Annotated in this window: 24 protein-coding genes; 13 read left to right on the forward strand and 11 right to left on the reverse strand. The window is 61.5% G+C overall.

Features of this window, described 5'->3' with window-relative positions; genetic code table 11:
* Positions 1 to 55 precede the first annotated feature (55 nt).
* On the reverse strand, positions 56 to 1,213 hold the full coding sequence (locus tag RB548_RS02880; RefSeq protein ID WP_331373550.1) for a PA0069 family radical SAM protein: 1,158 nt from the start codon (positions 1,211 to 1,213) through the stop codon (positions 56 to 58).
* A gap of 181 nt (positions 1,214 to 1,394) precedes the next feature.
* On the opposite strand from RB548_RS02880, the gene RB548_RS02885 reads away from it, so the two are divergent.
* On the forward strand, positions 1,395 to 1,925 hold the full coding sequence (locus tag RB548_RS02885) for a glycosyltransferase family protein (protein ID WP_331373551.1): 531 nt from the start codon (positions 1,395 to 1,397) through the stop codon (positions 1,923 to 1,925).
* 509 nt (positions 1,926 to 2,434) lie between these two features.
* On the opposite strand, the gene moaB is transcribed toward RB548_RS02885, so the two are convergent.
* The 4 genes from moaB to RB548_RS02905 form a co-directional block, all read right to left on the reverse strand.
* Positions 2,435 to 2,977: a molybdenum cofactor biosynthesis protein B gene (gene moaB, locus RB548_RS02890; protein WP_331373552.1), complete on the reverse strand. Its 543-nt coding sequence runs from the start codon at positions 2,975 to 2,977 to the stop codon at positions 2,435 to 2,437.
* 78 nt (positions 2,978 to 3,055) lie between these two features.
* Positions 3,056 to 3,991, reverse strand: a complete 936-nt coding sequence (locus RB548_RS02895; RefSeq protein ID WP_331373553.1) for a 4-(cytidine 5'-diphospho)-2-C-methyl-D-erythritol kinase — start codon at positions 3,989 to 3,991, stop codon at positions 3,056 to 3,058.
* Positions 3,992 to 3,995: 4 nt separating this feature from the next.
* Entirely contained in the window at positions 3,996 to 5,819 is a 1,824-nt protein-coding gene (locus tag RB548_RS02900) for a tetratricopeptide repeat protein (protein ID WP_331373554.1), read from the reverse strand.
* 150 nt (positions 5,820 to 5,969) lie between these two features.
* Positions 5,970 to 6,986, reverse strand: coding sequence for a polyprenyl synthetase family protein (locus RB548_RS02905; RefSeq protein WP_331373555.1), 1,017 nt, complete (start codon positions 6,984 to 6,986; stop codon positions 5,970 to 5,972).
* A gap of 109 nt (positions 6,987 to 7,095) precedes the next feature.
* On the opposite strand from RB548_RS02905, the gene RB548_RS02910 reads away from it, so the two are divergent.
* The 5 genes from RB548_RS02910 (at position 7,096) to RB548_RS02930 (ending at position 10,561) form a co-directional block, all read left to right on the forward strand.
* Positions 7,096 to 7,317, forward strand: coding sequence for a putative signal transducing protein (locus RB548_RS02910; RefSeq protein ID WP_331373556.1), 222 nt, complete (start codon positions 7,096 to 7,098; stop codon positions 7,315 to 7,317).
* A 52-nt stretch (positions 7,318 to 7,369) separates the two neighbouring features.
* Positions 7,370 to 8,143 (forward strand): tRNA1(Val) (adenine(37)-N6)-methyltransferase, encoded by a 774-nt coding sequence (locus tag RB548_RS02915; protein ID WP_331373557.1) that lies wholly within the window; start codon positions 7,370 to 7,372, stop codon positions 8,141 to 8,143.
* A gap of 85 nt (positions 8,144 to 8,228) precedes the next feature.
* Complete coding sequence (locus RB548_RS02920) at positions 8,229 to 9,095, forward strand: S49 family peptidase (RefSeq protein ID WP_331373558.1); 867 nt, start codon at positions 8,229 to 8,231, stop codon at positions 9,093 to 9,095.
* Between the two features lie 209 nt (positions 9,096 to 9,304).
* Entirely contained in the window at positions 9,305 to 9,496 is a 192-nt protein-coding gene (locus RB548_RS02925; RefSeq protein WP_180940345.1) for a hypothetical protein, read from the forward strand.
* Between the two features lie 102 nt (positions 9,497 to 9,598).
* Complete coding sequence (locus RB548_RS02930) at positions 9,599 to 10,561, forward strand: glycine--tRNA ligase subunit alpha (protein ID WP_331373559.1); 963 nt, start codon at positions 9,599 to 9,601, stop codon at positions 10,559 to 10,561.
* A 39-nt stretch (positions 10,562 to 10,600) separates the two neighbouring features.
* On the opposite strand, the gene RB548_RS02935 is transcribed toward RB548_RS02930, so the two are convergent.
* Positions 10,601 to 10,804: a hypothetical protein gene (locus RB548_RS02935; protein WP_331373560.1), complete on the reverse strand. Its 204-nt coding sequence runs from the start codon at positions 10,802 to 10,804 to the stop codon at positions 10,601 to 10,603.
* Between the two features lie 249 nt (positions 10,805 to 11,053).
* Here RB548_RS02935 and RB548_RS02940 point away from each other — a divergent pair, with 249 nt between their 5' ends.
* From RB548_RS02940 to RB548_RS02970, 7 genes are all read left to right on the forward strand, one after another.
* Entirely contained in the window at positions 11,054 to 11,602 is a 549-nt protein-coding gene (locus tag RB548_RS02940) for a LemA family protein (RefSeq protein ID WP_331373561.1), read from the forward strand.
* 22 nt (positions 11,603 to 11,624) lie between these two features.
* Positions 11,625 to 13,568 (forward strand): DUF2207 domain-containing protein, encoded by a 1,944-nt coding sequence (locus tag RB548_RS02945; RefSeq protein ID WP_331373562.1) that lies wholly within the window; start codon positions 11,625 to 11,627, stop codon positions 13,566 to 13,568.
* Between the two features lie 99 nt (positions 13,569 to 13,667).
* Positions 13,668 to 15,833, forward strand: coding sequence for a glycine--tRNA ligase subunit beta (glyS, locus tag RB548_RS02950; protein WP_331373563.1), 2,166 nt, complete (start codon positions 13,668 to 13,670; stop codon positions 15,831 to 15,833).
* A gap of 99 nt (positions 15,834 to 15,932) precedes the next feature.
* On the forward strand, positions 15,933 to 16,799 hold the full coding sequence (locus RB548_RS02955; RefSeq protein ID WP_331373564.1) for an AraC family transcriptional regulator: 867 nt from the start codon (positions 15,933 to 15,935) through the stop codon (positions 16,797 to 16,799).
* A gap of 182 nt (positions 16,800 to 16,981) precedes the next feature.
* Positions 16,982 to 17,362 (forward strand): cupin domain-containing protein, encoded by a 381-nt coding sequence (locus RB548_RS02960; protein WP_331373565.1) that lies wholly within the window; start codon positions 16,982 to 16,984, stop codon positions 17,360 to 17,362.
* Between the two features lie 17 nt (positions 17,363 to 17,379).
* On the forward strand, positions 17,380 to 17,967 hold the full coding sequence (locus RB548_RS02965) for a LysE family translocator (RefSeq protein WP_331373566.1): 588 nt from the start codon (positions 17,380 to 17,382) through the stop codon (positions 17,965 to 17,967).
* A gap of 44 nt (positions 17,968 to 18,011) precedes the next feature.
* A complete protein-coding gene (locus RB548_RS02970) occupies positions 18,012 to 18,497 on the forward strand; it encodes a DUF523 domain-containing protein (RefSeq protein WP_331373567.1) in 486 nt (161 codons plus the stop codon).
* A 141-nt stretch (positions 18,498 to 18,638) separates the two neighbouring features.
* Here RB548_RS02970 and RB548_RS02975 read toward each other — a convergent pair whose 3' ends face one another.
* The 5 genes from RB548_RS02975 to RB548_RS02995 all read right to left on the reverse strand — a co-directional run bounded on the left by RB548_RS02975 (position 18,639) and on the right by RB548_RS02995 (position 25,443).
* Positions 18,639 to 19,157 (reverse strand): plant virulence effector HPE1-like domain-containing protein, encoded by a 519-nt coding sequence (locus RB548_RS02975; protein ID WP_331373568.1) that lies wholly within the window; start codon positions 19,155 to 19,157, stop codon positions 18,639 to 18,641.
* A 150-nt stretch (positions 19,158 to 19,307) separates the two neighbouring features.
* A complete protein-coding gene (purD, locus tag RB548_RS02980; protein WP_331373569.1) occupies positions 19,308 to 20,579 on the reverse strand; it encodes a phosphoribosylamine--glycine ligase in 1,272 nt (423 codons plus the stop codon).
* 88 nt (positions 20,580 to 20,667) lie between these two features.
* A complete protein-coding gene (locus RB548_RS02985) occupies positions 20,668 to 23,058 on the reverse strand; it encodes a putative bifunctional diguanylate cyclase/phosphodiesterase (RefSeq protein ID WP_331373570.1) in 2,391 nt (796 codons plus the stop codon).
* On the reverse strand, positions 23,055 to 24,095 hold the full coding sequence (locus tag RB548_RS02990) for a polyamine ABC transporter substrate-binding protein (protein ID WP_331373571.1): 1,041 nt from the start codon (positions 24,093 to 24,095) through the stop codon (positions 23,055 to 23,057). Before RB548_RS02990 ends, RB548_RS02985 begins: the two co-directional genes overlap by 4 nt.
* 151 nt (positions 24,096 to 24,246) lie before the next feature.
* Complete coding sequence (locus tag RB548_RS02995) at positions 24,247 to 25,443, reverse strand: MFS transporter (RefSeq protein ID WP_331373572.1); 1,197 nt, start codon at positions 25,441 to 25,443, stop codon at positions 24,247 to 24,249.
* Between the last annotated feature and the right edge of the window lie 97 nt (positions 25,444 to 25,540).

Here is a 25,540-nt window from a genome sequence, read left to right on the forward strand (position 1 = left end):
TGTCACAGAGGAGATCGGCTTGTATTTGGCGGGAATTCTCAGGAGTGCGGAGATCCTAAAGCAGTGACAGTTGCACCCCCATTCCGAGCGGCGGCACGAAGACATCATTCCTGAGTTGCCGGCGCGTCAGGTTTAGCCCCAGGCGCTTGGCAGCAAGTTCGAAGCGCCGGCCGATCTGCCAGGCATAAGGACCGGCCCCTTTCATGCGCTTGCCGAACTCGGCGTCATAGTCCTTGCCGCCCCGCATGGAGCGGATCAGCGACATGACGTGGCGGTAGCGGTCCGGATAATTGCGCAGCAGCCAGTCGCGAAAGAGGGGGCTTACTTCGAGCGGCAGCCGCAGCAGCACGTAGCTCGCTTCCGACGCGCCCGCCGTCTTCGCCGAATCGAGCACGCGTTCGATCTCATGGTCGTTCAGCGCCGGAATGATCGGTGAAACCAGAACACCGGTGGGGATGCCCGCATCCGAGATGGCGCGGATCGCCTCGAGCCGCTTTGTCGGCGTCGATGCCCGCGGCTCCATCGTGCGCGCCAGTTTTCGATCGAGTGTGGTTACCGAAATGCCGACCCGCGCGAGACCCATTTCCGCCATCGGGGCAAGCAGATCGATGTCGCGGGTCACCATGGCCGACTTGGTGACGATCATCACCGGGTGGTTTGCCGCCTTCAACACTTCGAGAACCTGGCGCATGATCCGCCATTCCTTCTCGATAGGCTGATAAGGATCGGTATTGGTGCCGATGGCAATCGGGCGAACCTTGTAGTCTGGCCTTGCCAATTCGCGCTCCAGCAAACGCGGGGCGTCCGGCTTGGCGAAAAGCTTGGACTCGAAATCGAGGCCCGCCGAGAGGCCCATATAGGCATGGGTGGGGCGGGCAAAACAATAGATGCAGCCGTGCTCGCAGCCGCGATAGGGATTGATCGAACGGTCGAAACCAATGTCCGGAGACTCGTTGCGCGTGATAACCGCGCGGGGCTTCTCGACCTGGACCTCCGTCTTGAAGGGCGGCAGTTCCTCGATGCTCTCCCAACCGTCGTCGAAGACCTCGCGTGTTTGCGGTTCGAAGCGACCCGACATGTTGAGGCCGGCGCCGCGGCCGCGCCGGCGATCGATGTCGATCCTCAGGCCCGTTCCCTTGATCCTTGCTTCGGCCATGTCCGCGGTGTTGGCGGGCGCAAGGGCGCCCTGCCTCAATTGAGACAGCTCGGTCATCGATATCTCCTCGGAAACAGACGGGCTCCGTTTCGTTGCTGATTATTTTCCTATCGCAGAAGGCGGAACAAAGCAAGAACAAACTTGAGCATCTGAGCGATAGGAGATCACCACCGAGCATGCCGAACCGGGCAAGCCCGGTGCCTGTAGCATTTGTGAGTGCAATGCGGTAGGAACGACTATGCTGACGATCATCATGGAAACACGGGACAACGAGGCCGAACTCGCGCAGACGCTGTCGGTGCTTGTTGCCGGCGCCGTGGAGGGCCTCGTCAGTGACGTCATCATTCTCGATCACGGTTCGAAAGACGGTTCGCTGCGTGTCGCTGATGCTGCTGGCTGCCGTTTTTGCGTCGATTGGGACCTGGGCGACATTGTCCGTTCGGCACGCGGCCAATGGTTGATGTTCCTGGAGCCGGGCGCACGGCCTACAGGGCGCTGGGTGGACGAGCTTCTTGAATATGTGTCGCTCAACAGAAATCCGGCGCGGTTCTCTCCCTCACGAATGCATCGCCGCCCGCTGTTAAGTCGCCTCTCGCGCAGGGCGCGCCCACTTGAGACAGGCTTCCTGATGCAGAAGTGCGATGCGATCGCCGTCGCCCGCGCGAACATGCGGCTGAGCGACATGGTCAATATTCGTGCCGCGCGCAAACTGGTGACTGAGCTTGTTCCCGCCTGGGTAGCGGCCGGCAAGCGACCGGCAGCGGAGTAGTCGCTGGCTACTGGATGTTTCCTTAAATCGTAGCCGATTTAGGGTTAAAGATATGCAGCAATGCAAAGGTCGCTGTAGGTATCGATCGCAAGAATGGGGTGCCTGTCTTGTTCGCGGCACCCCCCGAAGCGGCTCTCAAATGACCTTGCTAGCGAAAATGGCTTGCCATGCAATCCAAGGGACGGCATGTCGTATGCATCCTGCTCTTCCCCCGCCCGTGTCGTGGGATGATTTGTCTTCGCTGCGCTTGAGGATGGATGATCGGTCTTGCCTTCGGCCACCCCGCGCCGGCTGACGAGGTGGAATTTAGCAAGTGACTGTGACGCCGGCTGTTTCGCGGGGAACAACCTGAAGCAGGATGCGGAATAATTTGCGGCCGCTGCCGAACGCGCCAGATCACGTTCATGATTTTAGGTCGGATCGACCTAAAATCATGAACGTGATCGATTCTAACAAGTCGAGACGCGGGATGCGGGCGGAAAACCGCACACACCTTTCCTCATCCCGCTCTAGCCGCGTTTGAGATGCTCGTCCAACCGCGGCATTATTTCAACGAAATTGCAGGGCATGTGCCGATAGTCGAGCTGCTGCTTCAGGATGCCGTCCCAGGCGTCCTTGCAGGCGCCCGGCGATCCGGGCAGGACGAAGATGAACGTGGCATTGGCGACACCGCCCGTGGCTCGCGACTGGATCGTCGACGTGCCGATCTTCTCGTAGGAGATCCTGTGAAACACTTCGGAAAAGCCGTCCATGCGCTTTTCGAAAAGGGGCTCAAGCGCCTCCGGCGTCACGTCGCGGCCGGTGAAGCCGGTGCCTCCGGTGGTAATGACTACGTCGATCGCATCGTCCAGCGTCCAGGCCCTCACTTGATCGTAGATCTTCTGCCGGTCGTCCGGGACGATCGCCCTTGCTTCGAGCCGATGGCCGGCCTCACGGATGCGCGCCTCAAGCGTGTCGCCTGACCTGTCGTCAGCGCGCGTGCGCGTGTCGGATACCGTAAGAACGGCAATGCCGACGGGAATGAAGGAGCGGCCTTCGTCGATGCCAGGCATTGGGTGCTATCCTCTCCCTCTGCTGCATGATTCCTTAAATCGGAATCGATTTAAGGAATCATGCAGCAATTCAAAGTGCTACAGCGACCTTTGCGCGCCTGATCGGATGCGCGGCGCTGTGGTTCGCGCGGCGCAAACGTACCATTCCGGATGGCTGGCGGAAATACGCTCGGCGGCCCGATGCGCCCTTTCGTCGCTGTCGAACAGGCCGAAGCAGGTGGCGCCGGAGCCGGACATGCGTACAAGCGTGCCGCCCGCCGCCTTCAGGCAGCCTGATACCTCCTCGATCGCAGGAACGAGCCCCCGCACGGGGCCCTCCAGATCATTGCGCATATCGGCCATCGCCGACAACCATTCCGCCGCTGTGTTCACACCTTTCGGCAGGACGAGCGGTGGATTCGTCTTGTTGACGAGCGACCGGAAGATCATCGGTGTCGAAACGGCGACCAGCGGATTGACGAGGACGATCGCGAAAGACGGGAGATCGGGAAGGGCGGTGATCTTCTCGCCAATTCCCGCGGCCAGAAGCGGCCCGCCGTCGAGGCACATCGGCACGTCCGCGCCGAGTTCGAGCGCGACGGCATCGAGCTTCGCCGGCTCCACGGACCCGCCCCACAGCATAAGGAGACCCCGAAGGGTTGCCGCCGCGTCCGCCGAGCCGCCGCCAATGCCGGAGGCCACGGGCAGGTTCTTTTCGAGATGGAGGTGGACGGGACCGGCGGCGATGCCTCGTGAGGTCAGTTCGCTCCGCAACAGGTCGCGCGCGTGCAACACCAGATTGCCGCCCCTGCTTTCCGCTGAAAGCGGCAACTCGTCCGAGAAGCGTCCGGACACGGTGAAGCGGTCGCCATCAGCCAACGCAAGACCGATCCGGTCGCCGCAGTCCGCGAAAGTAACAAGGCTTTCCAGAAGATGGTGGCCGTCGGCGCGCTGGCCGACGACATGCAGCGCGAGATTGATCTTGGCGGGCGCCGCGCATGTCAGCGCGAAGCCCGGAATGCCGTCCTGATGCATATTCTCAGGATTTCTTGTCCGGCGTCGCGGGGCCTGTCTTCTTCGGCAACTCCTTGGCGTCGGCCGCGGCCGGAACTTGCGGCTTGATGGGCGGCAAGCCGTCTTCGATCTTCGCCTTGATCTTCGGAATTTCCGCTTCCTCGGGCTTCAACTCCAGTGCCTGATTCCACTGGAATACCGCCTCGAGCTTGCGTCCGACACGCCAGTAGGCATCGCCCAGGTGATCGTTGATCGTGGCGTCGCCCGCCATCAATTCGGCCGCGCGCTCGAGTTCAGTCACGGCCTCGTCGAACCGGTTCATGCGGAAATAGGCCCATCCGAGCGAATCGACGATGTAGCCGTCATCAGGCTTGAGCTCGACCGCCTTGCGGATCATGTCGAGGCCTTCGTCAAGGTTGATGTTCATGTCGACCCAGGAATAGCCGAGATAGTTCAGGACCTGCGGCTGATCCGGATTGAGCTCCAGGGCCTTGCGGAAGTTCGGCTCGGCCTTCTCCCAGATCTTCTGTCGCTCGTAGGCGATGCCGCGCTGGAAGAATACTGTCCAGTCGCCGCGCTTCGGGACGGGACCGATGGCGGCAACGGCCCGGTCGTAGAGCTCGCCCATCTCCTTGTAGTCCTTCGCGTCCGACAGCACGCTGCCATAGGCGAGATAGTTGCGGATATTCTTGGGATCGACGTCGATCAACGCTCTCAGGTGCTTCTTGGCCTCTTCGACCTTGCCGATGCTGGCTAGGCTGAGGCCAAGCTGAAGCTCGGAGAGGCGGCGCATCGGCGAGTTTTCCGGCACGCTCTTGTAAAGCGCAATCGCCTCCTCTTCCTTTTTCAGGTTTTCGGCAATCCCGCCGAGCATGACGAGGATGTCGGCACTTTCCGGATCGAGCTGGCGCGCGGTCTGCAGATAGAGCGAAACGACGTCTTCCGCGCCTTCGCGATTGAGCGCGCCTCCGACGGAAAAGAGTACCGCGGCGGCGCCCTGGACGGCGCTGCGAACCTGCTGCTCCTGGGGCTTGCCTTCCTCGATGCTCTTTCTCAGCGCTTCGAGCGGCGTGTAGTTGTTGACCATGCCTTCGCCGACGGCAATCGTGTCGAGCGCCTTTTGCTTGTTACCCTCACGGGCCTCGAAACGTGCCAGCGCCTCGACCGAGCGCATGAACGTGTCCGGAGCGGCGCTGCCGCCTTCGCGGTCGAGAATGGCGTCGTTGAGCCGTGCGCGTGCCGTTGCTTTGTCACCGGCGGCAAGCGCGATCGCGCCGGCGTGATAGTTCTTGAAGACGCGGAACCATTCTGGACCATCGAGCGCCTTGATCTGCGCCAGCGCTTCCTTCGGCCGCCCCTGGCCGAACTTCGCCCAGGCGGACAGAAGCGTATTCATCATCCGGTCTAGATCGTTCGGGCCGTCATAGGCGAGGAGCTTCTGGGCGCTGCGGTATTCACGTTTGCGGATCGCTTCGATTGCACGTACGACCGTCGTGATGCGTTCGACGGCCGGATCGGACTTAAGGTCCTCTGCGATCTTGACGCCCTCGTCAAGCTTGCCCGCCATGAGCAACGTGATCATCAGCCGCTGCTTGACGTCGTTGTTGTCCGGTTCGAATTGCAGGGCAATCTTGTAGAGCTCGGTTGCTGAGGCGAAGTCGCGGTCCACGTCGGCCGTGCGGGCGGCCAGAAAAGCGCCGGAAAAGGTGTCGACCGATCTGATGTCGAAAGGTTTCGCGTCATCGATCACCGCCTTTTCCTCGGCAAAGGCCTGATAGCTGCCGGTCACCGATGCGAGGGCCAGCAGTGCCGCGCCGCTAAGAAGGCGAAGGAATGTATTTTGCCGCATATCAAACCTTTCATTGCCGACGGTGCGTTTGCCGCACCGTCGCTGGTTTTTCCGGATCGATCGGAGATTGCCGGAAGCAAGTCTTGAGGAACAGAATGGCTTTTTTGGCGCAACGCGGCAAGAAATTCCTAAAATGGAACGTCCGCCGGTCTAGCTCACTCGATCGATGCAGAAATCGATCACCTCTGTCAGCGCTGATTTCCAGGGGGTAACCGGCAACGGCGCCAAGGCGTCACGCGCGATCGTGCCATAATGTTGCGCGCGCGCAATTGTGTCGGTAAGCCCGCCATAGCGCCGGATGAGGCCAAGCGCTTTATCGAGATTGGCACCGTCATTGTTTCCGCCTTCGATGGCTTCGCGCCAGAAGGTGCGGTCCTCCGGCGTGCCGCGGCGATAAGAGAGGATGACCGGAAGCGTGATCTTGCCTTCACGGAAATCATCGCCGACGTTCTTGCCGAGGTCGCTCGAAGAGCCTCCGTAGTCGAGGACGTCGTCGACCAATTGAAAGGCCAATCCGAGGTTCATGCCGTACGACTTCAGGGCGTTGCGGTTCGCCTTGCTGGTTGCCGCAACGATCGGTCCGACCTCCGCCGCAGCGGCAAAGAGTGCCGCCGTCTTGGCGCGGATGACCTGCAGGTATTCGTCTTCGGTCGTCTCCATGTTCTTGGCGACCGAAAGCTGCAGGACTTCGCCTTCGGCGATGACCGAGGCTGCCGTCGAAAGCACGTCGAGTGCCTCGAGCGAGCCGACATCGACCATCATGCGGAAGGCTTGACCGAGCAGGAAGTCGCCAACGAGCACGCTTGCCTGGTTGCCCCAGATCGTGCGTGCCGTCGATTTCCCACGCCTGAGATCGCTTTCGTCTACGACGTCGTCGTGCAGCAGCGTCGCCGTATGCATGAATTCGACGCTGGTCGCGAGCTTGACATGGGCGTCGCCCTCGTAACCGAACATCGAGGAGGCGGCGAGCGTCAGCATGGGGCGCAGGCGTTTTCCGCCGGACGAAATCAGGTGGTTGGCGACCTCCGGGATCATCTGGACATCGGAGCCGGCCTTGGAGAGGATGAGCTGGTTGACCCGTTCCATGTCGGACATGGTCAGGTCGACGAGCGGCTTCACAGACGCCTGTTTGTTTTTATTGTCTTCCAGCGGTATCACTACGCCCAACGCCCGGACTCCTGTTTCATTGTCGATTTCGACAATAGAAAGAGGGCTTTCAGGCGGCAAGAGGCGAATTGCCTCGCTTGCTTGAAATAAGACAGGAAAACCGAGCCGAATGAAGGAACTGATCCGCACCAATGACGCCGTACTTCTCTCCTTCGCCGAAAGCCTGATGAAGGATGCCGGCATTGGCTGCCTTATTGCCGATCAGGGCATGAGCATCCTGGAGGGTTCGCTCGGCCTTTTGCCGCGTCGTTTCCTGGTCGCGGAGGATGATGCCGAGAGGGCGCGGCGGATCCTGATCGATGCGGGTCTGGAAAGGGAATTGCGGCAGTGACTTCGGCTTTTCCGCGAACCACTTGCGACCTTCCTTTCGGAGGCGCGGCGCAATGACGACGATGCCGGAAACCGTGGACGCCTTCCACCGGGGCCGATTTCACTTGATTCAGCCGCTGGGCCAGGGGCATCGCTCCGGCATGGATGCGATGCTGCTTGCCTCGCTCGTTTCGTGTCGCGATCGCTGCCGCGTGGCGGATCTCGGCGCCGGTGCGGGTGCGGCCGGCATGGCGGTCGCCTCCAGGATCGAGGAGGCTGACGTGCTGCTGGTGGAGCGTTCGGCCATTATGGCCGGCTTCGCTCGCCGCAGCCTCGCATTGCCGCAGAATTCATACTTCGTTTCGCGGGTCTCGGTGCTCGAGGCGGACGTGTCGCTGAATGGCAAGGCACGCGCCGCCGCGGGCCTGCCGGACGACGTCTTCGATCATGTGATCATGAACCCGCCGTTCAACGACGCTTCGGACCGGACGACGCCGGACGGCCTCAAGGCCGAGGCTCACGCGATGACCGACGATCTTTTCGAGGCCTGGATCAAGACTGCGGGGGCGATCATGAAGCCAGGTGGGCAGCTCTCTCTCATTGCCCGGCCGGAGTCGATCGCCGAGATCATCGCGGCATGCGGTCGCCGTTTCGGCGGTATCGAGATCACGCCGCTTCTTCCACGCGCGGGCGAGAATGCCGTGCGCATCCTGGTGACGGCGATCAAGCAGAGCCGCAAGCGCTTGGCTCTGCGCGCGCCGCTCATCATGCACGACGAGGGAACGCACCGGTTTTCTTCGGAAGTGGATGACCTCAACAATGGGCGGGCCGCCTACCGCCGCCGGTGATAAAGCGTGAGAGATAAAAAAGGGCATTGCGTTTGCGACGGCAGTGCATACATCGAGAGCAGGTTTGTGACGGGCAGGAGTTGAAATGGCCGGATTCTTCAAAAGGCTGATGCCGAGACGGTTCCGTAGGGACGGGTTGACGATTCCGGCAATAAGGCTTCACGGTGCGATCATGGCCGGCGGGGGCCAATTCCGCCCGATTCTCAACCTCGCGACCGTGGCCCCGCTTCTGGACAAGGCCTTCTCGATCAAAGATGCGCCGGCGGTTGCCATCTCCATCAATTCGCCGGGCGGCTCGCCGGTGCAGTCGCGCCTGATTTACCAGCGCATCCGCGACCTCGCGGAAGAGAAGAAGAAGCGCGTCCTCATCTTCGTCGAGGACGTGGCTGCCTCCGGCGGTTACATGATCGCGCTTGCCGGCGACGAGATCATCGCCGATCCGACCTCGATCGTCGGCTCGATCGGCGTTGTTTCCGGTGGCTTCGGCTTCCCGGAACTCCTGAAGAAAATCGGTGTCGAACGGCGCGTCTATACGGCCGGCGAAAACAAGGTGGTGCTTGATCCGTTCCAGCCGGAAAAAGAGCGCGACGTAGAGTTCCTCAAGAGCTTGCAACTCGAGATCCACGACACATTCATCCAGATGGTCAAGACCCGCCGGGGATCTCTTCTGGCCGACCATCCCGATATTTTCTCCGGCCTTTTCTGGACCGGCCGGCGCGGGCAGGAACTTGGCCTTGTCGACGCTCTCGGCGACATGCGTGGAGAGGTGAAGAGACGCTATGGCGCAAAAACACGGCTCGAACTGATCCAGCCGGCACGCAGCCTCTTCGGTCGCCGCCAGCCGGGAGCGGCTGTTTCCGCAGCGATCGCGGCGCCCTTGGCTGCGTCCGCGGCCGCGGGGCTTGCCGAAGCGCTCGAGGAAAGGGCACTGTGGGCGCGATACGGGCTCTGATGCATGTCGCCCAAGAGTGTGCAGCGGTTTTGGGGCAACGACATGCATAAAAACAAAGACCTAAGGGCGTCGTATAATTCGATTGAATGCGACACGCTTTAGGTGAGACTCCTCCACCCGCGTCTGGCCAGGCGCATGAGGTCGCTGTTACACTTTGAAATGCTGCATCGCTTCGGGTTCGATTGGAGGGAGCGTGCAGAGGAGGAACAATGCCGCAGCTTATCCTGCTCGTGATCATCGCTGTCGTCGCCTGGATCGGCTATCGGAAATTCATTGCCGACGCCGAGAAGCTGGCGCGGCAGCGCGAGCGTCTGCGCCGCGAACAACAAACCGGCGCCAATGGAACGCTCGTAAAGGATCCGAAGACCGGAGAATACCGCCTGAAGCGCGACGACGAGTGAAGGCTTGCGCCTCATCCCGACGGGGATCGGGCAAGACGCTTGACCCTTGCCGTGCGGCGTGGCACCTGTCCGGCAAATCTTGAAGAATTCGGACGTGATCCCATGACCACCGCCTCTCTCCCGGACCATATGAACCCGAAGCGCTCCTTTCAGGCCCTGATCCTGACGCTGCACCACTATTGGGCCGACAAGGGCTGCGCGGTGCTCCAGCCCTATGACATGGAGGTTGGCGCCGGCACGTTTCATCCGGCGACAACGCTGCGCGCGCTCGGGCCGAAGCCATGGCGTGCGGCTTACGTCCAGCCGTCACGCCGCCCGACCGACGGGCGTTACGGCGAGAACCCGAACCGGCTTCAGCACTACTACCAGTACCAGGTGCTCCTGAAGCCGAACCCGTCCAACCTGCAGGAACTCTATCTCGGTTCGCTGAGCGCGATCGGCCTCGACCCACTGCTGCACGACATCCGCTTCGTCGAAGATGACTGGGAGAGCCCGACGCTCGGCGCCTGGGGTCTCGGCTGGGAGTGTTGGTGCGACGGCATGGAAGTGTCGCAGTTCACCTATTTCCAGCAGGTCTGCGGCATCGAGTGCTCGCCGGTGTCGGGCGAATTGACCTATGGTCTCGAACGCCTCGCCATGTATGTCCAGGGCGTCGACAATGTTTACGACCTGAACTTCAACGGCCGCGAGGGCGCCGAGAAGATCAGCTATGGCGACGTTTTCCTGCAGGCCGAGCAGGAATATTCGCGGCACAATTTCGAATATGCCAACACGGCGATGCTCCATCAGCATTTCATCGACGCGGAAAAGGAGTGCCTGGCACTGCTGGCGGCTGGCGCGCCCGGCGACAGCAGCAACAATCGCCTGCATAAATGCGTCTTCCCCGCCTACGACCAGTGCATCAAGGCGAGCCACGTCTTTAACCTGCTGGACGCGCGAGGCGTGATTTCAGTGACAGAGCGCCAGAGCTACATCCTGCGCGTCCGTACGCTGGCAAAGGCTTGCGGCGAGGCGTTCCTGCTGACCGATGCAGGCGGTGCGAACTGGAACAAGGAAGCGGCATAATCGACGGGCTTGTCACCCTCCGTTTCGATCAAAAGATCGTCAGCGGCAGGGGCCGCGCGCGCATCGGCGGGTATCCGTCAGCAGAAGTCCGGCGATCGGAAATGCCTCCAGAGACAGCTGGCCGCCATAGGTCTGCAATGCCCGGCGCACGCCGTTCGGCCTGTCGGCCTGGGCTCCGCTCGCATAGGCAAAGAAGAGGGCCAGGAAGGCGATTACGTTGATGGGAGTTGCGAGCGTTTTCATGTTCGTGGGCTTTGCGTCTTGGGTTGTTCTACAAGACGACTTTCGCCGATCCTGAGTTTCAGCGCCGTTCCCGGCGGAACAGCCTTGTAGTTGCAGCCGGTCGTCGATTCCGATTCAAGGAAATCGAGCTCGCGCGGCCAGGCGAGCCGCTCGCAACTTTGCGGTGGCCCGTTGCTTTGATTGCAAAAAATGCCTTTCAAGCTGGAACGCCGGTGCTAATGTCTGGCGGGTTCTCAAGGAGGGGTTTTCATGATCGGACTGGCAATTGGCGTCGCGGTGATCCTTTATCTGGTTTTTGTCTACAACGGCCTCGTCAAGGCGCGACAGGTCACCGAAGAGGCGTGGTCCGGCATCGATGTGCAATTGAAGCGGCGCGCCGATCTGATCCCCAACCTGATCGAAACGGTGAAGGGCTATGCGGCGCACGAAAAGTCGACGCTTGAAGAAGTCGTCGCATTGCGCAATCGAGCACAAGCCGTGCCGGAGGGCGACGTCGCCGGCAGGGCGGCCGTTGAAGGAGCGCTTTCACAGGCGCTCGGCAAGCTCTTCGCGCTCGCCGAAGCCTATCCGGATCTCAAGGCCAACGAGAATTTTGCGGAGCTCCAGCGCACGCTGGAGACGATCGAAGGCGAGATCCAGATGTCGCGGCGCTATTACAATGGCGCTGCCCGCGACCTTAACGTCAAGGTCGAAAGCTTCCCGTCCAATCTGATCGCCAATGCCTTCCGTTTCGCCAAGGCCGGCTATTTCGAGATTGCCAATGAGGCGGACCGGGCGGTGCCATCGGTTAAGTTCTGACGATGCGGAGAAGGGAATTGCGATGAAGCGGCTTTCCGCAGCGCTTGCGCTTGTTCTTCTCGTTCTTGTCTGGCCACCCACAGCAGCCGCGCAAGAGATAATCTCGTCTTTCCACTCGGTCATCGAGGTTGCGAAGGACGGTACGCTCACCGTTACCGAGACGATCACCGCCAATGTCGAAGGCAACCAGATCAGGCGTGGTATCTACCGCGATTTCCCGCTGACCTTCATCGATGCAAACGGCCGCCGCAGCAAGGTGGACTTCAATCTCGTTTCGGTCGAACGCGACGGCGAGGAGGAAAGCTATCGCACCGAATCGATCAACGGCGGTATCCGCATCTATACCGGCAAGGCCGACGTGTTTCTGCCGCGCGGCGAGCACACGTTCCAGATCACCTATGAGACAAGCCGGCAGATACGTTTCTTCGATGATCACGACGAACTCTATTGGAACGTGACCGGGACCGAATGGACCTTCCCGATCGAGGAGGCGACCGCCACCGTCACCTTGCCCGAAGGCGTGAAATCCGAAGCGCTCGACGTGTTTACCGGCAGCTACGGCGCGACGGGCAAGGATGCACGGGCGGTCGAGGAGGGCGACGAGATCTTCTTCGCCACCACGCGGCGACTTCACCCGCAGGAAGGCCTGACGATCGCGATCAAACTGCCGAAGGGCAGTATCGATCGGCCAAGCGCATCCCAGGAAAACATCTGGTGGCTGCGTGACCATCTGGCTCTCGTCATTGCCGGTGCGGGCCTGGTTCTTGTCACGCTCTACTACGGACGCGCCTGGGTGCGCGTCGGTCGTGATCCGGCGCGCGGGGTGATGGTACCGCGCTGGGATGCGCCGGATGGCATATCGCCGGCGCTCGTGAATTACATCGACAACAAGGGCTTTTCCGGCGAGGGATGGACGGCGCTGTCGGCTGCCGCGCTCAATCTCGCGGTAAAGGGTCACGTCGTTCTCGAAGACCTGAAGAAGGCGATCGTCATCACAGCGACGGGCAAGGGGGGAACAGAGAAGCTGCCAATCGGCGAGGCGACGCTGATGAAGGCGATCGGAACGGCCGGCGGCAAACTCACGATCGATCGGGCGAACGGCAAGAAAGTCGAGGCGGCGGGCTCTGCCTTCCGCAGTTCGATGGAACGGGAGCATCGCGACAAGTACTACAGCGCCAATACGGCCTATATCGTCGGCGGCGTCTTGCTTTCGCTGCTTGCCCTGGCGGCGCTCTTCATCTTCGGCGATCTCAGCGAGGAAAGCATTCCGCTGGTCATCGTGCCGGTCTTCATCGCCTTTTTTGTCTCGATTTTCGCCGTCTCGTTCGGCAAGTCGTTGCGGCGCGGATCGAGCCTCGCGCGCCGCATCATGTCGATCGTGGTCGTGGCCTTTTTCGCATTCGTGTTCCTCACGATTTTTTCTGGGGTCCTAGCTGCCATCGTCTTCGCCGCGACTGGCGCGGACGACCTGCCGCTGCTCTTCGCGGTTGGCGGCATCGTGCTCGTCAATGTGCTTTTCTTCTTCCTGATGGGAGCTCCAACGCCACTCGGCACACGGATGATGGACGGCATAGACGGGCTGCGGCAATACATGACGCTCGCCGAGCAGGATCGGATGAACCTCCAGGGCGCGCCGGAAATGTCGCCCCGGCATTTCGAGACGCTGCTGCCCTATGCGGTGGCGCTCGGCGTCGAAAAGCCATGGACGGAGACGTTCGACCGTTGGCTGCTTGCCGCGGCTGCGGGCGCCGCCGCTGCTGCCGCTGGCTATCAACCGAGCTGGTATCACGGCGAGACCTTTGGTCCAGGTTCCTTCGGAGACAGGATCGGCGGGTTTGCCGGCTCAATGGCGGATACCATGACATCATCCCTGCCGCCTCCTCCCAAAAGCTCGTCCTCGGGCTTTTCCTCCGGTGGCGGCTTTTCCGGCGGCGGTGGTGGCGGCGGCGGCGGTGGCGGCTGGTAGCGCCGCCAGGCCAATTTCCTTGCCGGGCTTGGTGACTTTTTCATCGGAGCTTGCTAAGTCCGCCGCAACCGTCCGGAACAGAACAAAGTCCAGAGTCCCATGCCTGATCTTCTTATCGAACTGCGCTCCGAAGAAATCCCCGCCCGCATGCAGCGCAAGGCGGCCGGCGACCTGAAGAAGCTCGTGACGGATGCGCTGGTCGAAGCAGGTCTGACCTATGAGGGCGCGCGCGAATACTGGACGCCGCGCCGGCTGACGCTCGATATCCGCGGCCTGAATGCGCGCTCTGCCGATATTCGCGAGGAGCGCAAGGGACCGCGCACCGACGCCAACGAAAAGGCGATCGAAGGCTTCCTGCGCGGCGCGGGCCTCTCCTCGATCAGCGAGGCCCACGTCCACAGCGATCCGAAGAAGGGGGATTTTTACGTCGCCCATATCCTCAAGTCCGGCCGGGCCGCCGAGGACATCATCGCCGAGGTGATGCCGGGGATCATCCGCAATTTCCCCTGGCCGAAATCCATGCGCTCCGGTGCCGCCTCCGCGAGGCCCGGAAGCCTGCGCTGGGTGCGCCCGCTCCAGTCGATCGTCTGCACTTTCGGTTCGGAGACGGAGGAAACCAAGGTCATTCCGTTCGAGGTCGACGGCATCGTCGCCTCCAACGTGACCTTTGGCCACCGTTTCCATGCACCCGAGGCGATCATCGTTCGCCGGTTTGCCGATTATGCCGAAAAGCTCGAGAGGGCGAAGGTCGTGATCGATGCCGAGCGCCGCAAGCAAATCATCTCCGCCGATGCTCACAACGTCGCCTTCGCCAGTGGCCTCGAACTTGTCGAGGACGAGGGACTGCTCGAGGAGGTGTCAGACCTCGTCGAGTGGCCGCAGGTGTTGATGGGAAGTTTTGAGGAGAGCTATCTCGAAATCCCGTCGGAAATCATCCGGTTGACGATCAAGACCAACCAGAAGTGCTTCGTCACCCGCGAGCCGGGCGCCGAGACGCTGTCGAACAAATTCATCCTCGTGTCGAACATCGAGGCAAGGGACGGCGGCAAGGAAATCGTCCATGGCAACGGCAAGGTCGTGCGCGCGCGCCTCTCGGACGCGGCGCATTTCTGGAAGCGGGACCAGGGCAACCTCCCGGATCTCGAAACGCTCGTGCCGTCCGCGAAGAAATTCGGGCTCGACCTCAAGAAGCCGCTCGACCAGCGCATGGCAAAGCTCGATGCCTTGAACGTGACGTTCCACGCCAAGCTCGGAACGCAGGGCGAACGCGTCGCCCGCATCCGCGCGCTGGCTGCAGAACTCGCCAAGGTCACGCGCGCGGACGTTGCCGAGGTCGATCGCGCCGCTGTACTGGCCAAGGCCGATTTGCGGACCGAGGCTGTCGGGGAGTTCCCCGAACTTCAGGGCATCATGGGGCACAAATACGCAGTGCTGCAGGGCGAAACATCCGCCGTCGCCAATGCGATCGAGGATCACTACAAGCCCCAGGGGCCTTCCGACCGCGTGCCGGCCGATCCCGTTGCCGTGACCGTTGCGCTTGCCGACAAGCTCGACACCCTCGTTGGCTTCTGGGCGATCGACGAAAAGCCGACGGGTTCGAAGGATCCCTATGCGCTGCGCCGCGCCGCGCTCGGCGTCATCCGGCTCATCCTGGAAGGCAAGGCGCGCCTGCCGCTCCGGCCGTTTTTCGAAATCGCGCTCGCGGGGCTCAAGGAGCAGAGGCCCAAGGTCGCTGGCGACATTTCTGCCGATCTTCTCGCCTTTTTCCATGACCGGCTGAAGGTATATCTCCGTGACCTCGGAGCACGCTACGATCTGATCGACGCAGTGTTGGCACCGGACGCCGACGATCTGCTGCTGATCGCGCGGCGTGTCGAGGCGCTGACGGCCTTTATCACTGCGGAGGAGGGCAAGAACCTTTTGGCGGGCACCAAGCGCGCGACGCAGATTCTGGCAGCGGAGGAGAAAAAGGGCACGGAAGTCGCCGCTTCCGTCGATGAGCGGCTCTTTAAACTGGACGCCGAAAGAACGCTTCACGCATCCATCAAGGTCGCGACCGGTGATGCGCGCGATGCCATCGTCAACGAGGACTTCCGCTCGGCAATGGCGGCGTTGTCGAAGCTGCGCGACCCGGTCGATGAATTCTTCAACGATGTTCTCGTGAATGACGAGGATGCCGCGATCCGTGCCAACCGCCTGGCATTGCTTGGGCTCATCCGCTCCGCCACGGGGGCCGTCGCGGATTTCTCGAAGATTGCGGGATAACGATCGCCGTTCTGGTGCGGTTGCTGGCATTTGTTCCGACACGCTGCGTCGAGCCGCCTTGCATCGACAACCGGGGGCAATTGCCCTATCTCGTAGGGCATGACGAGCGACCATACGAGTGCGGGTGAAGGCATCATCGAACCGCTGGCCCGTGGGCGTCGCGGCGACTGGATAGCGGTTGCCGAGGACGATGTGCCGTTCGAACGCATCGAGGCCTTCTTCGCCGGGCCAGCCTACGAGCCGCACCGGCACGATACCTACGCCATCGGGCAGACGCTTTCCGGCGTCCAGAGCTTCCGCTATCGCGGCGCCGATCGCTTCAGCCTTCCCGGCAGGACGATGGTGCTTCATCCCGACGAACTGCATGACGGCCATGCGGGCAGCGATGACGGTTTCCGCTATCGCATGATCTACATCGAACCAGCCGCCATTCAAGGCGTCCTAGGTGGCCGTCCGCTGCCCTTCATCCTCGGCGGCATTTCACCCGATCCGCGGCTTCTTGCAGCGGTTCGCGCGTTGCTGCCCGCGACGGACGCCCGGATCGAAGCGCTGGAGTTCGAGGACGGCCTTTTCGAGCTTGCCCATGCGCTCGAGGCCGCGGCCGGCGGTCCTTCGCCGCCTGGTCGGGCGCTGGACTACCGCGCGGCGGAACGCGCGCGGCTCTACCTGCACGATTTGCCGGAAGGTACGGTTACGCTTGAGACGCTTGAGGCGATCAGCGGTCGGGACCGTTGGGGGCTTAGCCGCGACTTCCGGCGGCTGTTCGGCACAAGTCCCTATCGCTATCTCGTTCAACGTCGCTTGGAGGCGGTGAAAGCCGATCTGCGCCGGGGAGTATCGCCCGCGGAGGCCGCGCTAGATGCCGGTTTTGCCGACCAGGCGCATATGAACCGCCATTTCAAGAGGGCCTTCGGTCTTTCGCCGGGACGCTGGCTGCGTATGGCGGGCACGCCAGCCTCCCGTTAAGCGCTCCGCCGCGCACGATTGTTCAATACTGCCTGCGACGATCGCCTTAACCTCGGCCTACTGCATGGGTCCTTAAATCGTAGCCGATTCAAGGACAAAAACATGCAGCAATTCAAAGTGTTACAGCGTACTTGCGCGTCTTAAAGGACGCGCGACGCTGTAGTTGGCAGGAGGAAGAGGCAATGGATGCGTCGAAGCGAAGCTATGCGCCGGTCAATTTTCAGGACAAGCTCTCGCGGTTTTCCGATCAGTGGCAGCCGCGGGTGATCGCGGAAATCAACGAGTATCAGGTCAAGATCGTCCGCATCGAGGGCGATTTCGTCTGGCATGACCATCCGGAAACGGACGAGGCCTTCATCGTGCTGGACGGCACGCTTCGGATCGATTTCCGCGACGGTTCGGTCACCGTCGGACCGGGCGAGATGTACGTCGTGCCGAAGGGAGTCGAGCACAAGCCCTTTGCTCAAGGTGAAGTGAAGATGCTGCTCATCGAACCGCGCGGCATCCTGAACACCGGCCACGAAGGTGGCGAGCGCACGGCTGAAAACGATATCTGGGTCTGACGCCGGGGGATGCGACCATGGTCGGCGATCTCGCTCTCCTGGTTCTCGCGGCGCTGCCGCTGATGGGCAGTCCAGGCCCGGCGACGCTCAGCCTCGCCGGCATGGGCGCGGCCCACGGCATGCGCCTGAGCGTGCACTACGCCGCCGGTGTCAATATCGGCACGATTGCCGTCGTGCTGGCGATCGCCGCGGGCGTAACCGCTATCATTCTTGAATTGCCGGGTATGAAGCCGGCGCTCATGATTTTCGCCGGCGTGTATATGATCTATCTCGCATGGCATATCGCCACTGCGCCGCCGGTTGCCGCTCAAGAACAGGGCTCGGGCGCTCCCTCCTTCCTCAGCGGCTTGGTGCTCGCTATCGCCAACCCCAAAGCCTATGCCGCGATCGGCGCCGTTTATGCGGGTAGTACTACCGGTGCGGACGAAAGCGCCATTGCGAAGGTTATCGCTCTCAGCATCCTCGCAATCGCCGTCAATACGATCTGGCTCTGGTTCGGTGCCGCTATCGCGGCGATCCTCCGTGACCCGCAAAAGGCGCGTGTCGCCAACTTGATCTTCGCTTTTCTTTTGCTGGGCTCCGTCGCGTTGCCTTTGCTTCGGTAGATTCGCCCCTTGAAGAGATGTGCGGCGACCGTCTATGAAGCGGCATGACCGCCAAAATCCTCGTCAGTGCCTGTCTCATGGGCCATGCGGTGCGCTATGACGGCGCGTCGAAGCCGCTTTCTCATCCGGCGATCGATCGCTGGCGCAACGAGGGCCGGCTTGTGACGATCTGTCCCGAGATGTCGGCCGGCATGCCGGTTCCACGCCCGCCGGCGGAGATCGCGAGCGGGCAGGCGGGATCCGACGTGCTCGCAGGAAGGGCTCGTGTGGTTGAAAAGAGCGGCCGCGACGTGACCGACGAATTTGTTCGAGCGGCCGAAAATACCTTGTCGCTTGCGCTCGAAACCGGCTGTCGCTTCGCGTTGCTGATCGACGGCAGTCCGTCCTGCGGTTCAGGCTTCATCTACGACGGCAGCTTCAGCGGAGCGCGGCAGTCGGGCATGGGCGTGACCGCCGCATTGCTGCGGCAGAACGGCATCGAGATTTATTCCGACGGGGAAATAGATCGTCTGGTCGCCAGGGCAGGGTGAGGAATGCGACTGTCCGGTATCCCGCAAAAGATTACGCCCCTGCTTCTCTCAGGGGCGCAATCTCTCGCCATTGCAGCGAATACCCGTCAGCCGTGAATCAGGGGTCAGCTGGACGGGGCAGGGAACTGTATTTATATGGTTTTAATCTAGCCGAAGTTCGAATCCAGCCGGATCAAATTCCTGTGAGTTGCCCACCATCGAGGCTGCAACCGGTTCCGCGCGCGAGACCGCGTGAACAGCGGCGGTTTTGGCCGTCTCATCGATCTCCGAGGAAACGACTTCATTCGTGCCGGGGTGGCTGAGATCGGCGCTTGCGGAGGCATTCGCCGTTGCCGGTTCGACTTTCATTGCCGCGGCTCTCACCACTTCCTCGGGTGCCTTGCTGACGAAGACGACCGGTGATCCACCGAGCCAGGCTTCCGTGCGCACCAGCTTCACCTCGCCGTCGATTTCCTTGAGTTCGACCTTGTCGGTGCCGGGAGCGATCTCGGGAACGACATAGGAGGACTTCTTCTTCGGCTGCAGCGGCGGGCAGTCCGCGCAGGAAACCGCAGCGACACTGGAGTTGACCGCCTTGCCGGAGACGACGTCCTCGATCGAGGACGCAGCGGCTGTGCCGGCGAGAAGCGCGAAAGCGGCGGAGATAAGCAGGGAACGCATTGGATTCTCCTCGAAACTATCGAGACCGACAATATGCGTTTTCCCTTACCTTCCCGTCAGGGGGATTGGTAAAAATTGAATGATGCCGCCTTTCTCGCTTACAAATCGCGTTTATGACTTTGGGTCGATTCGACCCAAAATCATCGTGATCTAGGCGGTTTCCCGGGCGACGGCGCGCCAGCCGATGTCGCGGCGATAGAATCCGTTTTCCCATGATATGCCGCGCAGGGCCGCGTAAGCCGCGTCTTTGGCCTCGCCGACGCTTTCGCCCATCGCCGTGACGTTCAGTACGCGGCCGCCGGTCGCCACCAACTGATCGCCATTCATCGCCGTTCCGGCATGAAACACCTTGGTCGTCGCGGATTCACCGGGTAGAGCCGTGATCGGCGTGTTCTTCTCGTAGGCGCCCGGATATCCCCGCGAGGCCATGACGACCGTCAGCGCCGCCTCGTCCCGCCAGTCAACGCTCATCTCGCCAAGCGTCCCGGTGGCTGCGGCGTAGAGCAGCGGCAACAGATCGCTCTGCATGCGCATCATCAGCACCTGGCATTCGGGGTCGCCGAAGCGGACGTTGTATTCGATGAGTTCCGGGCCCTTTCCGGTGATCATCAGCCCGGCGAAAAAGACGCCGGTGAACGGATAGCCGCTTTCGGCCATGCCGCGCATCGTCGGCTCGATGATCTCCTTCATCGTGCGCTCGACCATTTCGGCCGTCATCACCGGTGCAGGCGAATAGGCGCCCATGCCGCCGGTGTTTGGCCCGGTGTCGCCGTCGCCGACGCGCTTGTGATCCTGTGCCGAAGCGAGCGGCAGGGCGTTCTTGCCGTCGCAGAGACAGAAGAAGCTCGCTTCCTCGCCGTCGAGATAGGCCTCGACGACGACTTCGGCGCCGGCGGACCCGAACGCACCGGCAAAGCACTCGTCGACGGCGGCCAGCGCCTCGTCAAGCGTCATCGCGACGGTGACGCCCTTGCCGGCGGCGAGTCCGTCGGCCTTGATCACGATCGGAGCACCTTGCTCCCGCACATAGGCTTTTGCTGGCTCCGCCTCGGTGAACCGTCTGTAGGCGCCGGTCGGAATGCCATATTTCGCACAGAGATCCTTGGTGAAGCCCTTGGAGCCTTCGAGCTGCGCAGCGGCGGCAGACGGACCGAAGACCGCAATGCCTGCGGCGCGGAGTGTGTCCGCAAGCCCCGCGACGAGTGGCGCCTCGGGGCCGACGACGACGAAATCGATCGCCGCCCGCCGGCAGAAATCGACCACAGCCTGTTGGTTGTCGACATCGAGGGCTACGATCGTTGCTTCTTCGGCGATGCCGGGATTTCCCGGTGCGGCATAAAGCGCGGTCAGTTTCGGCGATTGTGCGATTTTCCACGCAAGCGCATGTTCGCGTCCGCCCGATCCGATCAGAAGAACCTTCATTGCCACCCTCGCCATCAGGTAATTGCTGCGCTGCGGTTAGGACGGCAGGCGGGGTAAGGTCAAGGAAAAAGCGGTGTTCGCGATGGATTCAAATGGACACCGGGGTCGAGCGGGCGGCTGTCCGCCATTCCTCGGCATTGCCTTCAACCGCTTCGGCCGTGGCGCGCGCCGTTCGGGTCAGCGCCCAGATTCCGAGATCGTCGAGCGAAAGCGGCTTGCTGATCAGATAGCCTTGGAAGCGGTCGCAGCCGGCCGCGGTCAGCATCGCGAGCTTTTCCGGCGTATCCACGCCTTCGCCAACCACGGCCATATCCTTCGCGTGGCAGAGCGCGACGACGGCTTTGAGGACCGGCAGGGACTGTGACGCGGTCAGGTTGGAGACGAGCGCCCTGTCGAGTTTGATCGTGTCCGCGGCATAGTCGATGATTTGCTGAACCGAGGTGTAGCCTGCGCCAAAATCGTCGATGGAGAGGCGGAAGCCCTTTTGGCGCAGTTCCTCGATATTCCGCCGCAACTGATCGCTCACTTTGACCGCGAAGGTCTCCGTCAGTTCGATATCGATCGACTGCGGCTGAAGTCCATGGCGTTCGACACAATCGGAAAAATAGTCGCTGATCGAGCGTGAGTGCAGTTCGGCGGAGGAGATGTTGATCGCCAGCACGGTGTCGGGTCCGAAAAGCGCTTTCAGTTGGGCGCAATCGGACATCGCCTTGTTGATGACCCACCAATCGATCTTGGAAAACAGGCCGGAGCTTTCCGCGATCGGCACGAACTCGTCCGGAGTGACGTTGCCGAGAATGGGGGAGTGCCAGCGCAGCAGGGCCTCGCAGCCGGTGACGCGGCCTTTCGTGTCGACGATCGGCATGTAGACAAGGCGAAACTGCTCGTCTGGATCGAGAGAGCGCAGTTCCTCCTGAATCTGGCGCAACCGCGTGCGTCTGTCATGAAGGGCGCGCGAGAAACGGCTGGAGCGGTTCTTGCCGGCGCTCTTGGCCTGATACATGGCGGCGTCGGCATTGGAGATCAGTTCGGCGACATTGCTGGCGTCGTCCGGACAGATTGCCGCGCCGATGCTCGCCGTCACCGGGAAGCGCTTGCCGGAAACCTCGAAGCCGTCCTCGAACAGAGCAAGAATTGCTGCGGCGATTTCCCTGACGGTGCCGTCACCCGGTATCGAGCGCACCAGGACGGCGAATTCGTCGCCGGACAGGCGGGCGAAGATCGCTGGTTTCTGTCCCCGTCTTCGGGTGATGGCGTCGACGTGGTCTGCTAGTCGGGCGGCAAGCGTCTTGAGGAGTTCGTCGCCGACTTCGTGGCCATGCTTGTCGTTGACAAATTTGAAATTGTCGATGTCGATGAACAGCAAGCTGCATTTTTCGCCGGACGAAATGGCGTCCTGAACGACACCGGCAGCAAGCGTGTTGAAATGCGCGCGATTGCTGATGCCGGTAAGCGTGTCCGTCCAGGAGCTTCGCTGAACGAGCTCCAGGGCATGGACCGACTGGCGATGCAATTCACGGATGTTTTGGGTCAGGCGGCCGATTTCGCCCGCTTCGTCGCGATCGACGATTTCATCGCGCGCTCCTACCATGACCGCCATGACATTGGCATCGAGCGTGGCGATCGGCCCGGTAATGAAGCGTCGGATCAGGAAGACGATCAGCCAGATTGAAAAAAGGCTCATCGCCACTGCACCAAGCGCAAGTAACGTCTTCTGGCGCATCATCTGGCTGTCGAAATGCGCGTCCGAAATCGTCAGCGTCGCATAGAGCGCCGGTCCGAGGGGTGTGCTTGCCGAAAGGTCATCGGTAACGGCGAGCGGCCAGGGCTGGAGAACGATGTCGGACTCATATTCCTTCTTCAGCCTCGTCTGCATCTCAAGGAACCGATCGGGCTGCACGGCCACCTGCATCAGGAGCGCGTTCGCCTTGTTGCTGGGCAGGGGGCGGCCCAAGGTGATCGGATCGATGAACTGGGAGTAGACGATTCTGGGCCGTCCGCCGACGTCGTGAAGATAGGTCCAATCCGTAAGTTTGCTGCCCTTGACGAGTTGCCTGGCGAGTTCGACCTGTGCCTGGTCGACCTCCGCAAACGGATCCCAGCTGTTTTCGAAATAATATTCCGGTTCGAGCTTGGAGGTCAGGATGACGAGCGAGACGAAACCCATTGGGTCGTCCGAGAGCGACTTTACGCTCTCTTGCAGACGCACGCCGAGCGCATTGGCGCGATAGGTCCTGTCCGTTTCGGATACGAACTGGCGCAACGCATTGCTGTTCAGCAGCGCATTGAGGAAGCTTTTGCTCCGTCGGACCTCGTTCTGAAAGACTGCGGCCGCATGCTCGAGCCTTTGCGAGAGCTTGGCGTGTTCCAGCGCCCGGATCGAGCGGCTCTGGGCGACGTGAACCGAAAAGGCAGCGAGGAGGTAGCCCGCAAGCACCACAGGGAAGATGAGGATGAGTGCGCGCTTACCGAGTGTCACTGGAAATTCGCCAACGTACTGATGATGCGTCGGCGTGCCTGGACCGACTGGACAGAGAGTTCTTGCTGATATTGGCTTTTCGCCAGTATTTCCGCAGGGGGATAGACCGCCGGGTCCGAGCGCATCGCTTCGGGCAGGAGCTTGAGCGCGGCGCTGCTTGCTGTAGGCATGGTCAATGCCATTGCGTTTGCGGCAGCGCTGTCCGCGGAACCAATGAAGTCGAGGAATTCCAGCGCCCGCCGCTTGTTCGGCGAGCCCGCCGTCGCCGCCATGCAATCCAGCCAGGAAAGCGTGCCTTCGTTCGGGACCGAATAGCGCCAGAGACCGGGAACGCCAACTTTGTCGTTGAGCACATGCTGGTCACCGCTGTAGCCGAGCGCCATGTGAAGGTTTCTGCCGGTCGACGGGTTCTGGACTGAGGTGATCACATAATCGTAGGTCAGCACGGACGGTGCCTGTTCCTTCATGAGGTCGAAGGCGGCCTTCAGCGTCTCGTTGTCGTTGGCGTTGATGGACGCGCCGAGCAGTATCAATGGGGCTACGAACGCCTCGTTGTGGTCGTCGAACATGGCGATGTGCTTCTTCAACGCCGGCGCCGGGCGCATCAGATCCTGCCAGGAGGTCGGGCGATCCTTCACGACGTCGGAGCGATAGAGAATACCCATGGTGCCCCAAAGATAGGGCAGGCCGTGTCCGGCGCAGCGCTTGCGCCATTCGGCGGCATAGTCCTTGAGTGAGGGAACGTTGGCTTCGGAAAGCGGTTCGAGAACACCCTTCCTGCCGAAAAGCGCCGCACCGTTTTCTCCGACGACAACTATATCTATGTTGCTGCCCGGATCCGCCAGGATCTCGTCGCGGGCATCGCCGCTGTCATAGTTGACCTGATGGATTGTGACGCCGGTCTTTTCCGTCCAGCGGTCGACGATTTCCTGGTCGATGTAGGATTCCCAGATGAGCAGGTTGAGCGTTTCGGCGCGAGCAGCGGACGCGTATGCCAGCGTCGCCAGGAAGACGGAAAAGACCGCGCGCCCTCTCATTTCATGCCTCTGCCCAAGCCCCCATCCGATAACGGTACCGCGCAATAATTTATGAATGATTACAGGGGGTCGCGTCGGCGGATACCGATGTCTACGGGTAACCGGACCGCATGTCCGCCCGGGCGATCCGACGGTACCGCATGGAAGGCGTCTACCTTGCTGGAAGCTTTGGCAGCAGGACCGTCAAGATGCCTAGCAGCGGCAGGTAGGAGCAGATCTCGTAGACGAACGCGATGCCCTGCCGGTCGGCGAAGATGCCGAGCACCGCCGCGCCCATGCCGCCGAAGCCGAAGGCAAAGCCGAAGAAGACACCCGCAATCAGGCCCACGCGACCCGGAACGAGTTCCTGCGCGAAGACGACGATGGCGGAGAAGGCGGACGAGAAGATGAGGCCGATCAGAACGCTAAGCACGCACGTCCAAAACAGGTTTGCATAGGGCAGCATGAGCGCGAACGGAATGACGCCGAGGATCGAGAACCAGATGACGAAGCGGGCGCCATAGCGGTCGCCGATCGGGCCGCCGAGGAAGGTTCCGGCGGCTGCCGAGCCGAGGAACAGGAACAGCATCAGTTGGGCCTGCTGCACGCTCGTACCGAACTTCTCGATCACGAAGAAGGTAAAGTAGCTGGATATGGAGGCGAGGTAGACGTTCTTCGTCGCGGTCAGCAGGACGAGGATAGCGATAGCCCAGAGAACCCGGCCTTTCGGTAGGGGAAGAGCGCGGTTCGGAGCGGGCCGGTTCATGGTCATGCGGCGGTGCCGTACGTACCACGTGCTGACCCAGGAAAGCACCAAGAAGCCGGTGATCGCCACGATCGAGAACCAGGCGAGACTGCCCTGGCCGAACGGAATGACGATGAAGGCGGCGAGCAGCGGTCCCAGCGCGCTGCCGGCATTGCCGCCGACCTGGAACAGCGATTGCGCCAGCCCGTGGCGGCCGCCGGACGCGAGCCGGGCCACGCGCGAAGATTCGGGGTGAAAGATCGCGGAACCGACACCGATCAGGCTCGCCGCCAAGAGAAGAATCCAGAAGTGATCGGCGTTTGCGAGGAGAATGAGCCCCGAGCAGGTTGAAAGCATGGCCACAGGCAGGGAGTAGGGCAGGCCCCATCGATCTGTGACAATGCCGACTGCCGGCTGCAGCATCGATGCGGTCAATTGAAACGTGAAGGTCAAGAGACCGATCTGGACGAAGTCGAGCGCGTAATTTGCCTTCAGCAACGGATACAGTGCGGTTAGCAGCGACTGCATGATGTCGTTCAGCATGTGGCAGAAGCTGACGGCAAGAATGACGGAGAAGGCGGTCTTTTCGGGACTGATGCTGCCCGTCGACGTTACTGAGGCCATGAGATGTTCCCTGCGAACGGCTCACCTATTGAGCCGCCGGTCATCTCTAGACGGCTTGTTGCTGGCCTGCTTTTGTGATTTGGTCCAATTCTTTCGC

The organism is Sinorhizobium chiapasense (assembly GCF_036488675.1).
GTDB lineage: Bacteria > Pseudomonadota > Alphaproteobacteria > Rhizobiales > Rhizobiaceae > Sinorhizobium > Sinorhizobium chiapasense.